Origin of the sequence: Enterobacter sp. RIT637 (assembly GCF_019718755.1) — a bacterium.
GTDB lineage: Bacteria > Pseudomonadota > Gammaproteobacteria > Enterobacterales > Enterobacteriaceae > Enterobacter.
The window spans coordinates 65,896-80,905 of sequence record NZ_JAIHAZ010000014.1; the positions used below are offsets into that span (position 1 = coordinate 65,896).

Sequence of the window (15,010 nt, forward strand, 5' to 3'; positions counted from 1 at the left end):
TGTCGGTTACTCCTTTTCCTGCTGTTCAGGCTTCAACGTACGAATCAGCCAGATCAGCAAACCGATAATGAAAAACGCGCTTGGGGCCAGCAGGAACAGGCCGTTCGGCAGATACCAGCCGCCGTTCTGCACCGTATCCAGCACCGGAATGCCAAACAGCTTGCCGCTGCCAATCAGCTCGCGCAGGAAACCGACCGTCAGGAGGATTACGCCATAACCCAGGCCGTTGCCAATACCGTCCATAAAACTCGCCAGCGGCGGCATTTTCATGGCGTAGGCTTCCGCACGCCCCATCACGATACAGTTGGTGATGATCAGCCCGACAAACACCGATAGCTGCTTCGACGTTTCGTAGGCGCAAGCGCGCAGCAGCTGATCGACCACGATCACCAGCGAAGCGATGATCGCCATCTGCACGATGATCCTCACGCTGTTGGGGATGTGGTGGCGAATCATCGAGATAAACATGCTGGAGAACGCCGTAACCAGCGTAACAGCAAGCGTCATCACCACCGCCGTTTCCAGCTTGGTTGTCACCGCCAGGGCTGAACAGACGCCCAGCACCTGTAGCGTTATCGGGTTATTGGCTAACAGTGGGCCAATCAGCACCTTTTTAACTTCTTTCAGTTCGCCCGTATCAGCCATTATTCAGCGCTCCTTCACGTACATTTTTCAGGAAGGGGCCAAAGCCCAGTTCACCCATCCAGAAATCAAAACTGTGCTGCACCCCGTTAGAGGTGAGCGTGGCGCCGGAAAGGCCGTCAACGGCGAATTCATCCCCGGGACGCGCCCCCCCTTTCACCACTCTCAGCGCAGGCTGGCCGTTATCATCGAGCACTTTTTTACCGACAAACTGCGCTCGCCAGTTAGGGTTTTCCACTTCGCCACCCAGCCCCGGCGTTTCGCCCTGATCGTAATAAGTAATGCCTTTGACCGTGCGTCCATCGGTATCCAGTGCCACAAAGGCGTACATCATTGACCACAGCCCGTTACCGTAGATCGGCAAAACCACTTCCTGTATGCGTTTTTGCTCGTCGCGCACCAGGTAGATCTCCGCGATGTTGCTACGGCGCTTTATACCTGCCGGATCCTGCGATGCGTCAAGCACGGTGCTCATCTGCGGATCTTTCAGCGCCAGTGCCTGGTTATACTTCGCCGGGTCTTTATCCATCAGCTCACCGGTTTTTAAATTCACCAGCCGTGGGGTGATGCGTTCGGCAAACACATCGGCGACGTCGTCCTTTGTCATCCCTCCCTGCATCAGCCCGGCCACGGCCAGAATGTTGCGCTGTTTATCCAGCGCGCGTTGCTCCTGCTGCAGCGGTTTTAACCCCACGGCAGAACCCGCAACCACGATGGAACAAACCAGACACAGCACCAGCACCACCAGCAGCGTTTTGCTGATGCTGTCGTTATTTTTAACCTTTTTAACCTCAGCCACGCGCCTTCCTCCGCTTAATGTTGGCGCGTACGACCAGATAGTCGAACAGCGGCGCAAACAGGTTGGCAAACAGAATGGCCAACATCATCCCTTCCGGATAGGCCGGGTTGACCACGCGAATCAATACACACATGACGCCAATGAGCGCGCCGTAACACCATTTACCTCTGTCGGTAAACGAGGCCGAGACGGGATCGGTAGCCATGAACATCATGCCAAACGCAAATCCGCCCAGCACCAGGTGCCAGTACCACGGCATGGAGAACATCGCGTTAGTGTCTGAACCAATGAGGTTGAACAGCGTGGCGGTAAGCACCATGCCGAGCATGACGCCCGCGACGATGCGCCAGGAGGCCACGCGGCCAAAGAGAATGATGGCCCCGCCGATCAAAATCATCAGGGTGGAGACTTCCCCGATGGAACCCGGAATGTTGCCAATAAACGCATCAAACCAGGTCACCGGCTGGCCGGTCGCATTGTTAACCAACGTTTCGCCGCCGCCTGCCGCCCACTGTGAAAGCGGCGTCGCGCCGGAGAAACCGTCGGCAGCCGTCCACACCAGGTCGCCGGAGATCTGCGCCGGATAAGCAAAGAACAGGAACGCACGCCCCGCCAGCGCCGGGTTGAGGAAGTTCCGTCCGGTCCCGCCGAAGATCTCCTTGGCAATCACCACGCCAAAGCTGATCCCCAGCGCCGCCTGCCAGAGCGGCAGCGTTGGCGGAACAATCAGGGCAAACAGAATGGAGGTAACAAAGAAACCTTCGTTGATCTCGTGCTTGCGAATGATGGCGAACAGCACTTCCCAGAAGCCGCCCACGATAAAGACGGTCATGTAGATCGGCAGGAAGAAGACCGCACCCAGCGTCATCATACTCAGCCAGCCCGCGTCTGCAGCAAAGCTGACCCCCAGCGACTGCGCCAGACGGTAATGCCAGTCGGACTGGATCACCTGCGCCAGCTGTTGTGCATCGTACATGTGGTGCAGTGCCGGAATGGTCTGCAAGCCGACGTTGTACATGCCCCAGAACATGGCCGGGAAGACCGCAAACCATACCAGGATCATCATTCGCTTGAGATCGATGGCGTCACGCACGTGCGCCGCCCCTTTCGTCACCAGCCCCGGCGTGTAGAAAATGGTCGTTGTCGCTTCATACAGCGGGTAGTACTTTTTGAGCTTCCCTTCGGTAAAGTGCGGCTCAATTTTTTCAAAGAGGTGTTTTAAGCCCATCGTTATCCTTCCTGCTCAATGCGGGTTAACACCTCGCGCAATACGGGTCCGTATTCGTATTTACCCGGACACACATAGGTGCAGAGCGCCAGATCTTCTTCGTCCAGCTCCAGGCAGCCCAGCGCCTGCGCGCCGTCGGAATCGCCAGCAAGGAGATCGCGCAGCAGCACGGTAGGCAAAATATCCAGCGGCATTACGCGCTCGTAGTTACCAATGGGTACCATCGCACGCTCACCGCCGTGGGTGCTGGTGGAGAAGTTGAAAAGCTTATGGCGCAGGAAGTGGCCCAGCGTGGTACGGGTAACCGAGAATTTTTCCGCACCGGGCAGCACCCAGCCGAACAGTTCTTTTTCACGACCTTCCAGCACCACACTCACCTGCAGATGGAAACGTCCCAGGTACGCGTGCGCATTTACAGCGCGGCGGCCGCTGAGTACCGAACCGGAAATCAGGCGGTTCTCTCCCTCTTTCGTTTCCCCCGCAAGCAGTTCATTAATGTCTGCTCCCAGAAGCGTTTTCACCAGGCGCGGGTTTGCGGCCTGCGGCCCGCCGATAGCGACGATCCGTTCAGCGCAGAGTTCACCCGTGGTAAAGAGCTTACCGATGGCAATGACGTCCTGATAATTAAGGTGCCAGACCTGTTTCTTCAGGCTCACCGGCTCAAGGAAGTGGATATGGGTCCCGACCAGCCCCGCCGGATGTGGGCCGGAAAATTCATTAAACGTGACCTGTCCCTGAGGATGGCCGCCAAGCTTGCCGCCACCGGCCTGGCAAACATGCACTTTTCCGGGCGTCAGGCGAGTCAGAACGGTCAGCCCGGCATCAAAGGCTTTACGCTGCGCCAGAATAATGGGCTGCGGATCGGCGCTGAGCGGGTTGGTGTCGATGGCCGTAACGAAAATAGCGGCCGGGGCGGTATCAGGAACGGGCGATTTGCTGAACGGACGCATACGCAGCGCCGTCCACAGGCCTGACGCGAGCAGCTGAGCCTGCACATCTTCGCGGCTAAGCGTCGCGAGGTCTGCCGCATCATAACGAGCAAACTCACGCTGTTCATCGCCTTCAATGCGGATGACTACCGACTGCAGCACGCGACGCTCGCCGCGGTTGATCGCCACCACGGTGCCGCTGGCAGGAGCTGTGAACATGACGCCTGGATTTTTTTTGTCCTCAAAGAGCGCTTGCCCTTTAATAACGCGATCGCCCTCTTGTACCAGCATTGAAGGCCGCATTCCCAGATAATCGTCACCTAATATAGCGACATGACGGACACTTGCACCTGACGAGACGTGCTGCTCAGGCACGCCTGCAATCGGCAAATTAAGTCCTTTTTTTATTTTAAACATGTGGTTAGCAGGTTTCCATAAACAACAATCCAGTGGGCGCGAAGTGTAACATTTTCCCCGTGTAACGGGCAGGGAATCCGCCGTCGGGCGCGCCAAAATGCGAGCTATTACGCAAAGTTCCTGGAGCCAGCGCGTATTTGATGGTTTATAAAGTAAAACTAATTTGTAAACTCACCGCCCGGCTCTTGCGAAAATCTATAGCGGTGCTAATGTGAGCGCTCCTAACAGAATAATCTGATTTCGGGTCTCTTTTGCCGTCCTGGCAAGTTGGTCATGGTTTTATCAAGGAACTAGTAGTATGCGTAAAATCGCATTGTTCATTGCGATGCTTCTGATGCCGTGCATGTCGTTTGCCGGGCTGCTCAGCAGCAACAGCTCCACGACGCCGATCAGCAAAGAATATAAACAGCAGTTAATGGGATCCCCGGTTTATATTCAGATCTTCAAGGAAGAGCGCACGCTCGATCTGTATGTCAAAATGGGTGAGACATATCAGCTGCTTGATAGTTACAAAATTTGTAACTACTCCGGCGGTCTGGGGCCAAAACAGCGTCAGGGCGATTTCAAAAGTCCGGAAGGGTTTTACAACGTTCAGCGTAATCAGCTAAAACCCGACAGCCGCTTCTATAAGGCCATTAACATCGGCTTCCCCAATGCCTATGACCGTGCACACGGTTATGAAGGTAAATACCTGATGATTCACGGTGCCTGCGTGTCTGTCGGCTGTTATGCGATGACCGACTCCGGCATTGATGAGATTTTCCAGTTCGTGACGGGCGCACTGGTCTTTGGGCAGCCTAACGTACAGGTCAGCATCTATCCGTTCCGCATGACGGACGCCAACATGGCGCGTCACAAGTACTCCTACTACTCAGATTTCTGGAAACAGCTGAAGCCAGGTTACGACTACTTTGAGCAGACCCGCAAGCCACCGGTGGTCTCTATCGTCGATGGCCGTTACGTGGTCAGCAAGCCGCTGAGCCACGAAGTCGTCCACCCGCAGCTGGCGTCAAATTACACGGTCCCCGAGACAAAATAGCACCCACTCGCCTGGCATAATCTTTTGCCAGGTTTCGTTGCCCGTCAGCGGCTGCGTAGCAATGACTGTGACCACATCGTTCGGTGTGGTCTCCTTCTGAAAGTCTATCTCCACATCCTGATCCAGCAGCGTCGCAACGCCAAACGGCGCGCGGCGGGTGATCCAGAACAGATTGGTTGAGCAGAACGCCATCACGTAGCGCCCGTCAGAGAGCAGCATGTTGAACACGCCTTTTTCACGCAGTTCAGACGCCAGCGTCGCGATGTATTTGAATACGGCGGCCATGTTGCCGGGCGTGCGGGGATAGCGCTCCGTCAGCTTGTGCAGCAGCCAGCAGAAGGCTTTTTCGCTGTCCGTTTCGCCGACCGGACGGAAATTGCCCGTCTCCAGCGACTTATAGCCCGTAAGCTGCCCGTTGTGCGCGTAGGTCCAGTTACGGCCCCACAGCTCGCGGGTAAACGGATGAGTATTTTCCAGCGCCACTTCGCCGCGGTTTGCCTGACGGATGTGGGCGATCACCGAGCGGGACTTGATGGGGTAGTCCTGCACCAGTTTGGCGATCGGTGAGTTAAAGCTGGGCTGTGGATCTTTGAACGTGCGACACCCTTTGCCTTCGTAGAAGGTGATGCCCCAGCCGTCTTTATGCGGCCCGGTTCCTCCACCGCGCTGAACCAGCCCGGTGAAACTAAAGCAGATATCGGTTGGCACATTAGCGCTCATCCCGAGCAGTTCGCACATACAACACCTCCACAACAGCGGGGGGCATTGGTGCCCCCCAGCGAAGTCTTACTTAACCATCTCTTTTTCGATCAGCTGAATCAGAATGTGGATCACTTTGATGTGAATTTCCTGAATACGGTCAGCATAACCGAAGTGTGGAACGCGGATTTCAACGTCCGCTGTACCGTCCATCTTACCGCCATCTTTACCCGTCAGGGTGATGACTTTCATCCCTTTTTCACGCGCGGCGGCGATCGCTTTGATCACGTTGCCGGAGTTGCCGGAGGTAGAAATCCCCAGCAGCACGTCGCCTTCACGGCCTACCGCTTCAACGTAGCGGGAGAAGATGTGGTCGTAACCGAAGTCGTTCCCTACGCAGGAGATGTGGCTCACGTCGGAAATCGCAATCGCCGGGTAGCCCGGACGGTTTTCGCGATAGCGTCCGGTCAGCTCTTCTGCGAAGTGCATGGCGTCACAGTGGGAACCGCCGTTACCGCAGGAAAGCACTTTGCCACCGGCTTTGAAACTGTCGGCCAGCAGGACCGCTGCGCGCTGAATAGCGTGAATATTGGCATCATCTTTCAGAAAGTTCGCCAGCGTTTCCGCCGCTTCGTTCAGTTCGTTACGAATAAGATCCTGGTACATGAGGATAATCCTTCAGTATTGATGAAATAACACAGTGGAGTGTACCGGATAGCGGGAAAAGCGAGAAGCTAAAGCCATGCGAATCGTCCGGCGTTTTGATTTTTTGTGCCGGCTAAAACACGAACAATGTGAACCAGGTTGTAATTATTTTGTAAACACATTGCTAAAGGAATTCACATCAACTACAACCATATCATCACAAGTGGTCAGACCTCCTACAAGCAAGGGAGCTTTTCTTTATGATGATTTTGAGCATTCTCGCAACCGTTGTACTGCTCGGTGTGCTGTTCTATCACCGCGTAAGTTTATTCCTGAGCAGCCTGATTCTTCTGGCCTGGACGGCTGCGCTTGGCGTCGCAGGTCTCTGGAATATCTGGCTTTTAGTCCCTCTTGCCATCATTCTTCTGCCGTTTAACCTGGCCCCGATGCGTAAGTCGATGATCTCCGCGCCGGTGTTCAAAGGCTTCCGCAAAGTGATGCCGCCAATGTCGCGCACTGAGAAAGAAGCGATTGATGCGGGCACCACCTGGTGGGAAGGCGACCTGTTCCAGGGCAATCCGGACTGGAAAAAGCTGCACAACTATCCGCAGCCGCGCCTGACCGCTGAAGAGCAGGCCTTTATCGACGGCCCGGTGGAAGAAGCGTGCCGCATGGCGAACGACTTTGCCATTACCCATGAAATGGCCGACCTGCCGCCAGAGCTGTGGGCATATCTGAAAGAACATCGCTTCTTCGCGATGATCATTAAGAAAGAGTACGGCGGTCTGGAGTTCTCCGCTTACGCTCAGGCTCGCGTCCTGCAAAAGCTGGCGGGCGTCTCCGGGATCCTGGCGATTACCGTTGGCGTGCCTAACTCCTTAGGCCCGGGCGAACTGCTGCAGCATTACGGTACCGAAGAGCAGAAAGATCACTACCTGCCGCGTCTGGCACGCGGTCAGGAAATTCCATGCTTCGCGCTGACCAGCCCGGAAGCAGGCTCCGATGCGGGCGCGATCCCGGATACCGGCGTGGTCTGCATGGGCGAATGGCAGGGCGAACAGGTGCTGGGCATGCGCCTGACCTGGAATAAGCGTTATATCACCCTGGCGCCTATCGCCACCGTGCTGGGTCTGGCCTTTAAGCTCTCTGACCCGGAAAAACTGCTGGGCGGCGAAGAAGATCTGGGCATTACCTGTGCGCTGATCCCAACCTCTACCCCAGGAGTTGAAATTGGTCGTCGTCACTTCCCGCTGAATGTGCCGTTCCAGAACGGTCCGACCCGCGGCCAGGATATCTTTGTGCCGATTGACTACATCATCGGCGGTCCGAAAATGGCCGGTCAGGGCTGGCGTATGCTGGTGGAATGTCTGTCGGTCGGCCGCGGCATTACCCTGCCGTCGAACTCAACCGGCGGTCTGAAGTCGGTCGCGATGGGTATTGGTGCCTACGCCCACATCCGCCGTCAGTTCAAAATCTCCATCGGCAAGATGGAAGGTATCGAAGAGCCGCTGGCGCGTATCGCGGGCAACGCCTACGTGATGGATGCCGCTGCTTCTCTGATTACCTACGGCATTATGCTGGGCGAAAAACCGGCCGTGCTGTCCGCGATTGTGAAGTACCACTGTACCCACCGCGCGCAGCAGTCGATCATTGACGCGATGGATATCGCAGGCGGTAAAGGCATTATGCTCGGCGAAGGCAACTTCCTGGCGCGTGGCTATCAGGGCGCACCGATTGCCATCACCGTGGAAGGGGCAAACATCCTGACCCGCAGCATGATGATCTTCGGTCAGGGCGCAATTCGCTGCCATCCGTACGTGCTGGAGGAGATGGCCGCCGCGCAGAACAACGACGTGGATGCCTTCGATAAGCTGCTGTTCAAGCATATCGGTCACGTGGGCAGCAACAAGGTGCGCAGCTTCTGGCTGGGCCTGACGCGCGGTCTTACCAGCGCGACGCCGACCGGCGATGCGACCAAACGTTACTACCAGCATCTGAACCGACTGAGCGCCAACCTGGCTCTGCTGTCTGACGTCTCCATGGCGGTGCTGGGCGGAAGCTTGAAGCGTCGCGAGCGTATCTCTGCTCGTCTGGGCGATGTGCTGAGCCAGATCTTCCTGGCCTCTGCGGTCCTGAAGCGCTACGACGACGAAGGCCGTCAGGAAGCGGATCTGCCGCTGGTGCACTGGGGCGTGCAGGATGCGATGTATCAGGCTGAACAGGCGATTGACGACCTGCTGGCGAACTTCCCGAACCGCTTCGTGGCGGGCGCTCTGCGCGCGGTGATCTTCCCGACCGGTCGTCATCATCTGGCGCCGTCCGACAAGCTGGACCACAAGGTGGCGAAGATCCTGCAGGTACCGAGCGCAACCCGCTCCCGTATCGGTCGTGGTCAGTATCTGACGCCGACGCCGCATAACCCGGTGGGTCTGCTGGAAGAGGCGCTGCTGGACGTGATGGCTGCCGATCCGATTCACCAGAAGATCTGTAAACAGCTGGGCAAAAACCTGCCGTTTACCCGTCTGGACGAACTGGCAAAACAGGCGCTGGCCGGTGGCATTATCAATAAAGATGAAGCCGCTCTGTTGGTGAAAGCCGAAGAGAGCCGTCTGCGCAGTATTAACGTGGATGATTTCGAACCGGACGAGCTGGCGACGCAGCCGGTAAAGCTGCCGGAGAAGCACCGCAAACCTGAAGCGGCGTAACGCGTTTCGCTTATACAAACCCCGCCTCGCGCGGGGTTTTTTATTGCCACATTTTCTCGTAATGACGTGCTACAGTGTCAAAAAGCGGTCTTTTGAGGAGTCTGTATCGTGCCTGGTTTGAAGATTTCGATTTTGCAGCAACCTTTAGTGTGGATGGATGGCCCCGCCAACCTGCGCCACTTTGATCGTCAACTGGAAGAGATTACCGGGCGTGATGTGATTGTCCTGCCGGAGATGTTCACGACCGGCTTCGCCATGGAAGCGGCGAAACAGTCGATGCCGCAGGATGAAGTGGTTACCTGGATGCAGACCAAAGCGCAGGAGACCAACGCGCTGATTGCCGGAAGCGCCGCGCTGCAAACCGAACGCGGGCCGGTGAACCGCTTCCTGCTGGTGGAGCCGGAAGGGAAAGTGCACTTCTACGATAAGCGCCACCTGTTCCGCATGGCCGATGAACACCATCACTATGAAGCCGGTCACGAGCGCGTGGTGTTCGAGTGGCGCGGCTGGCGTATTTTGCCGCTGGTCTGCTACGACCTGCGCTTCCCGGTGTGGTCGCGCAACCGCAACGATTACGACCTGGCGCTGTATGTTGCCAACTGGCCTGCGCCGCGTTCGCTGCACTGGCAGACGCTGCTGGCGGCGCGCGCTATAGAGAACCAGGCGTACGTGGTGGGCTGTAACCGCGTGGGAACCGACGGCAATGGCCATCACTACCGCGGCGACAGCCGGGTGGTGAATCCGCAGGGCGAGATTATTGCCACCGCCGAGCCGCATCAGGCGACGCGCATTGATGCGGAGCTGTCGTTGACGGCGTTAAAGGAGTATCGGGAGAAGTTTCCGGCGTGGCAGGATGCGGATCCGTTTAGCATTGGGTGAATAAAAGCCGGGTGGCGGCTACGCCTTACCCGGCCTACAAAAGCACAGCGCCATCAGGCGTTAATTAACTCACTAACGCCTGCCCGTCTTTGCGGCTTTCCGTTGCGGCCACGTAGTGCCCTTCCGGCAGGCGGTAAATCACCTGCGCACCACCGAAGTTGTAATCCTGAAGCGGATCTTCCACCACGATCTGATGCCCGCGCTCGCGCAGCGCGGCAATCGTATTGCGATCGAACGTCGATTCCACGATCACCTCCCTGCCCTGCACCACGCGCCAGCGCGGGGCGTCGATTGCCGCCTGCGGGTTTTGCCCATGCAGCATAATGCGCAGCGCCATCTGCATGTGCCCCTGCGCCTGCATCGGGCCGCCCATCACGCCGAAGGACATCAGCGGCTTGCCATTCCCGTCCATCGCAAAGCCCGGAATGATGGTGTGGAAGGGACGCTTGCTGCCTGCCAGCGCGTTCGGGTGATTCGGATCCAGCGAAAAACCACAGCCCCGGTTTTGCAGGCTGATCCCCGTATCCGGCACCACGATGCCTGATCCAAAGCCCATATAGTTGGACTGAATAAACGAGACCATCATCCCGCTGGCGTCGGCGGTGCTGATGTAGACCGTGCCGCTCTGCGTCGGGGAACCGTAAACGAAGTCAGAGGCTTTATCGTGGTCGATAAGCAACGCGCGCGACTTCAGATAATGGTCGCTCAGCAGCTCTTTTGCCGCGAACGCCATGTGATCTTCATCCGCTACGTAGCGGTCGAGATCCGCCAGCGCCAGCTTCATCGCCTCGATGGAGAGATGCAGAGACTGTACGGAATCTGGGTGATGTTTCTCAATGCCGCACTGCTCCAGAATGCCGAGCGCAATCAGCGTGGCGATCCCCTGGCCGTTTGGCGGCAGCTCCTGCACCGAACCGCCCGCGAAGTCGCGCGACAGCAGCTCCACCCAGTTCACGCGGTGGTTTGCCAGATCTTCAGCCGTCAGGTGCGCACCGTGTTCTTTGGCAAAAGCAGCAATTTTCTGCGCCAGCTCGCCGCGGTAAAAAGCGTCACCGTTGGTGCGGGCAATCAGCTCCAGCGAGTTAGCCTGCGCCGGGTTACGGAAGATCTCCCCCACGCGCGGGGCGCGGCCTTCCGGCGCGAAGCAGGCGCTAAAGCCCGGCTGATCTTTCAGTTTGCTGTAGCCGCGCTGCCACAGATGGCCGATCAGCGGGGAGACCGGGAAGCCGTTGCGCGCGTAGTCAATGGCGGGCTGCGCCAGCGTGGTCAGCGGCAGCGTGCCGAAGCGTTCCGCCAGCGCCACCCAGCCGGAGACCGCCCCCGGCACCGTCACCGCGTCCCAGCCGATTTCCGGCACCGCCGTTTTACCGGCAAACAGATCCGCATGCCAGCTTGCAGGCGAACGGCCGGACGCGTTGAGGCCGTGCAGCTTTTCACCGTCCCAGACGATGGCAAAGGCGTCGCTGCCGATCCCGTTGCCGGTCGGCTCAAGCACCGTCAGCGCCATCGCGCTGGCAATGGCCGCATCCACGGCATTCCCGCCCAGCTGCAGCATTTTCATGCCAGCCTGCGCCGCCAGCGGCTGCGACGTGGCAACCGCGTTATGGCCCAGCATCGGCGGGCGTCGGGAAGCGTAACCGGACGTAAAATCAAGCGCTTTGGTCATCATGACTCCTTAGTCGTGGCGCGGATCGAGCGCATCGCGCAGCCCGTCGCCGAGTAAATTAAAACCCTGCACGGCGAGGAAAATCGCCACGCCGGGGAACACGGACATCCACGGCGCCTGCTCAAGAAACCCTTTCGCGGTGTTGAGCATGGACCCCCAGGACGGATTGGGCGGCTGCTGTCCCAGCCCTAAAAACGACAGGCTGGCTTCGGCGATAATCGCCGAGGCAATCGCCAGCGTGGCCTGCACGAGGATCGGCGACATCACGTTTGGCAGGACGTATTTAATGATGATCCAGCGATCCGGCAGGCCAATCGCCCGCGCGCCGTCGATGTACTCTTCGTTGCGAATGGCGATCACCTGCCCGCGCGTCAGGCGGGCGAAGATAGGCATCGCCGAAAGACCGATAGCGATCATCGCGTTGGTCAGGCTCGGGCCCAAAAATGCCCCCAGCGCGATCGCCATGATCAGGAACGGACAGGCCAGCAGCGCCTCGATAAACCGCGAGATCACGCCGTCCCACATCTTCTGGAAGTAGCCCGCCACCAGCCCCAGCGGCACGCCGATGACCACCGCGATAACGACCGACATACAGCCCGCCATCAGCGAGGTGCGAGCCCCCCAGATAATGCGGGATAAAATGTCGCGCCCCAACTCGTCAGTACCGAACCAGTACATCGCCGACGGCGCTTTGCGCACCGCCAGGAAGTTGGCTTTAACCGGGTCAAACGGGGCGATCCACGGCGCCAGCAGCGCCACCAGCACAAAGAACCCCACCACCACCGCGCCAATCACCGCGCTTTTATTACCGAGGAATTTCTTCAGCACCCGGTTCTGCGCGCGCGGCTGCGCGGGGGCAACGGTTTGCGTCGTCAGTTCCGCCATGATTAACCTCGCATTTTCGGGTTGATAAGGACGTAGAGCACGTCGGCCAGCAGGTTGAGCATCAGGAAGCCGATCGCCACGATCAGCACCACGCCCTGCACCACCGCGTAGTCACGGTTAAATACCGAGTCGACGATCATCTTGCCGAACCCCGGAATGGTGAAGACCTGCTCGGTCAACACTGCGCCGCCCAGCAGCTCGCCGAACAGCAGCGTGGTGAGGGTGATGACCGGCACAAGCGCGTTGCGAAACGCGTGCTTCAGGATCACCGCTTTTGGCAGCAGCCCCTTAGCCCGCGCGGTGCGGATGTAATCTGCCTTGAGCACCGCAATCATCGAGGCGCGGGTGTGGCGCATCAGCGTTGCTGCAAGCCCCGTTCCGAGCACGGATGCGGGCAGCAGCAGCGTGCGCAGGTTCTGAAGCGGATCCTCACTGAACGGCACGTAGCCGGACGCGGGCAGCCACTGCAAATTCACCGAGAAAACCAGAATCAGCAGGATCCCCAGCCAGAAGTGCGGGATCGAGATCCCCGAGATCGCCACGAAGTTCGCCCCGTGATCGACCCAGCTGTTTTTGTTCACCGCCGCGAGGATCCCCATGCTGATGCCAAACACCAGCGCAATAATCATCGCCAGCAGCGAAAGCTCCAGCGTGACCGGCAGCTTGCTGGCAATCAGCTGCGTCACCGGTTCATGCGTGCGTAAGGAGACGCCCAGATCGCCCTGCAGCGCCCGCGTTAGCCAGTGGAAATACTGCACGGGGATCGGCGCATCGAGGTTCAGCTCCGCGCGCAGCTGGGCGATGACGGCCGGATCACGCTCTTCGCCTGCCATGGCGATCAGCGGGTCCCCGGGCAGCAGCTTTTGCAGCCCGAACACCATCATGCTCACCAGCAATAGCGTCGGGACGGCCAGCAGCAGACGTTTGCAAATCAGTTCCAGCATGGGTTCTCCTCAGGACGTTTATTTCGCCAGCGTCAAACCGGCCAGACGCACGATGCCGTCCGGGTACGGCTTAAAGCCCTGCACGCTTTTGTTCAGACCAAAAATGCGCGGCTCGAAGTAGAGGTAGGCAATCGGCATGTCGGTTTGCAGCTGCTTCACCACCTTGTCGTACAGCGGCTGGCGTGCGGCCTGGTCGGTGCTCTGGCGCGCCTGTGTCAGCCATTCATCAACCTGCGCATTGCTGTAGCGGCCGTCGTTAAGCGTGCCTTTGCTGTTGATAAAGCCGTAGATGCTGCCGTCCGGATCCGGGCGTCCCGACCAGCCGGAGAAGCTCAGCTGATAGTCACCGCTCTGCTGGCGATCCAGCAGCGTGGCGAATTCGGTCATCTGCAGGTTCAGCGCGAAGCCCGCCTCGGCAACCATCGCCTGCAGCACCTGTCCCACCTGCTGCGAGGTTGGGTTGTTCGGCACCAGCAGGTTGACGGTCAGCGGCGCGGTGACGCCTGCGGCTTTGAGCAGCGCTTTGGCCTTCTCGACGTCACGCGGCGGGACTGGCAGGTTAACGTGATACGGGCTGACCGTTGAAAACGCCTGGTTTGCCGGGGTGTAGAGCCCCTCAAAGACCACCTGGTTTAGCGCATCGCGGTCGATGGCCAGAGAAAACGCCTCGCGCACGCGGGCATCCTTGAACGGATCGTTCGCCGGCACCTTGCCGTTGTTGATGTTGAAGGTGATGCCCTGATAGCCGAGACCGGTTACCTTCGCCAGCGCCAGCTTGTTGTCGGCTTCGACGGTTTTAACGTCGCTGGCGGCGATGCCTTCGGTCAGGTCAAGATCGCCCGCGCGCAGGTTCGCGAGGCGCACGGAGGCATCCGGGATCGGCAGATAAATAATCTTGTCGAAGTGGTAGGCGCCTTTGTTCCAGTAGTTGTCGAAACGGGTCAACACGATGCGGTCCTGGGACACGCGGCTGTCGAACTTGTACGGGCCAGAGCAGACGGGATGGGCGGCAAAGTCAGGCTTTTTCGCCGCTTCAGGCGCCATCATTGCCCCGGCGCGGTCGGTGAGCTGCATCAGCAGCGCGGCATCCGGCGTTTTCAGGTGCAGCGCAATCTGCATCGGGCCGGTGACCTCGACCGATTCAACGGAGGAGATCTCGCTCTTACGCAGGGAGCCTTTCAGGGTCAGGGCGCGATCAAGGTTGTATTTTGCGGCGGCGGCATCGAATTTCTCACCGTCGTGGAAGGTCACGCCGTCGCGGAGATCCATGGTCAGCGTTTTGCCGTCATCGCTCCATGCCCAGGATTTTGCCAGACCCGGCACCACCTTCAGGTGCTCGTCAACGTCCACCAGCCTGTCGCACAGGGAGGCGAACACGAAGCGGCCATAGTAGGTGCGCGCCAGATGCGGGTCGAGCATGTCCGGGTCAGCGCCGAGGCCGATTCGCAGCACGCTTTCAGAATGGGCGGGCAGCGCCGCGCCAAGCAACATAACACTTCCCAGTACGGTCAAAAGAGAATTACGCATTGTCAT

General features: G+C 58.5%; 13 protein-coding genes. 3 read left to right on the forward strand and 10 right to left on the reverse strand.

The annotated features are described in order from the left end of the window. Nucleotides 1-6: 6 nt before the first annotated feature. The 4 genes from K5E19_RS18095 to K5E19_RS18110 are packed head-to-tail and all read right to left on the reverse strand — an operon-like array spanning nt 7 to nt 4,015. Nucleotides 7-645: an NADH:ubiquinone reductase (Na(+)-transporting) subunit D gene (locus K5E19_RS18095; RefSeq protein WP_221552418.1), complete on the reverse strand. Its 639-nt coding sequence runs from the start codon at nt 643-645 to the stop codon at nt 7-9. After that, entirely contained in the window at nt 638-1,441 is an 804-nt protein-coding gene (locus K5E19_RS18100) for a Na(+)-translocating NADH-quinone reductase subunit C (RefSeq protein WP_221552420.1), read from the reverse strand. Before K5E19_RS18100 ends, K5E19_RS18095 begins: the two co-directional genes overlap by 8 nt. Continuing rightward, a complete protein-coding gene (locus K5E19_RS18105; protein ID WP_221552422.1) occupies nt 1,434-2,669 on the reverse strand; it encodes an NADH:ubiquinone reductase (Na(+)-transporting) subunit B in 1,236 nt (411 codons plus the stop codon). Before K5E19_RS18105 ends, K5E19_RS18100 begins: the two co-directional genes overlap by 8 nt. A gap of 2 nt (nt 2,670-2,671) precedes the next feature. Further along, entirely contained in the window at nt 2,672-4,015 is a 1,344-nt protein-coding gene (locus tag K5E19_RS18110) for a Na(+)-translocating NADH-quinone reductase subunit A (RefSeq protein WP_221552423.1), read from the reverse strand. 298 nt (nt 4,016-4,313) lie between these two features. Here K5E19_RS18110 and dpaA point away from each other — a divergent pair, with 298 nt between their 5' ends. Further along, entirely contained in the window at nt 4,314-5,054 is a 741-nt protein-coding gene (gene dpaA, locus K5E19_RS18115) for a peptidoglycan meso-diaminopimelic acid protein amidase (RefSeq protein WP_221552424.1), read from the forward strand. Here the strand turns inward: dpaA and K5E19_RS18120 are convergent. Beyond that, nucleotides 5,025-5,792, reverse strand: a complete 768-nt coding sequence (locus tag K5E19_RS18120; RefSeq protein WP_010427885.1) for a class II glutamine amidotransferase — start codon at nt 5,790-5,792, stop codon at nt 5,025-5,027. The two genes, dpaA and K5E19_RS18120, sit on opposite strands and share 30 nt — an antisense overlap. Nucleotides 5,793-5,840: 48 nt before the next feature. Next, a complete protein-coding gene (gene lpcA, locus K5E19_RS18125) occupies nt 5,841-6,419 on the reverse strand; it encodes a D-sedoheptulose 7-phosphate isomerase (RefSeq protein ID WP_010427884.1) in 579 nt (192 codons plus the stop codon). A 239-nt stretch (nt 6,420-6,658) separates the two neighbouring features. On the opposite strand from lpcA, the gene fadE reads away from it, so the two are divergent. Both fadE and K5E19_RS18135 read left to right on the forward strand, forming a co-directional pair. Then, nucleotides 6,659-9,103, forward strand: a complete 2,445-nt coding sequence (gene fadE, locus K5E19_RS18130) for an acyl-CoA dehydrogenase FadE (RefSeq protein ID WP_029739697.1) — start codon at nt 6,659-6,661, stop codon at nt 9,101-9,103. A 108-nt stretch (nt 9,104-9,211) separates the two neighbouring features. Continuing rightward, nucleotides 9,212-9,982, forward strand: a complete 771-nt coding sequence (locus K5E19_RS18135) for an amidohydrolase (protein WP_221552425.1) — start codon at nt 9,212-9,214, stop codon at nt 9,980-9,982. Between the two features lie 64 nt (nt 9,983-10,046). On the opposite strand, the gene K5E19_RS18140 is transcribed toward K5E19_RS18135, so the two are convergent. Genes K5E19_RS18140 through K5E19_RS18155 form a run of 4 tightly spaced genes read right to left on the reverse strand, consistent with a single transcriptional unit; the run spans nt 10,047 to nt 15,010 of the window. Continuing rightward, entirely contained in the window at nt 10,047-11,648 is a 1,602-nt protein-coding gene (locus K5E19_RS18140; protein ID WP_221552463.1) for a gamma-glutamyltransferase family protein, read from the reverse strand. A gap of 9 nt (nt 11,649-11,657) precedes the next feature. Continuing rightward, the gene (locus K5E19_RS18145) at nt 11,658-12,533 is read right to left on the reverse strand and encodes an ABC transporter permease (RefSeq protein ID WP_221552426.1); all 876 of its coding nucleotides are present in this window, start codon (nt 12,531-12,533) and stop codon (nt 11,658-11,660) included. A 2-nt stretch (nt 12,534-12,535) separates the two neighbouring features. Further along, nucleotides 12,536-13,477 (reverse strand): ABC transporter permease, encoded by a 942-nt coding sequence (locus K5E19_RS18150; protein WP_008500268.1) that lies wholly within the window; start codon nt 13,475-13,477, stop codon nt 12,536-12,538. A gap of 18 nt (nt 13,478-13,495) precedes the next feature. Next, a complete protein-coding gene (locus tag K5E19_RS18155) occupies nt 13,496-15,010 on the reverse strand; it encodes an ABC transporter substrate-binding protein (RefSeq protein ID WP_221552427.1) in 1,515 nt (504 codons plus the stop codon).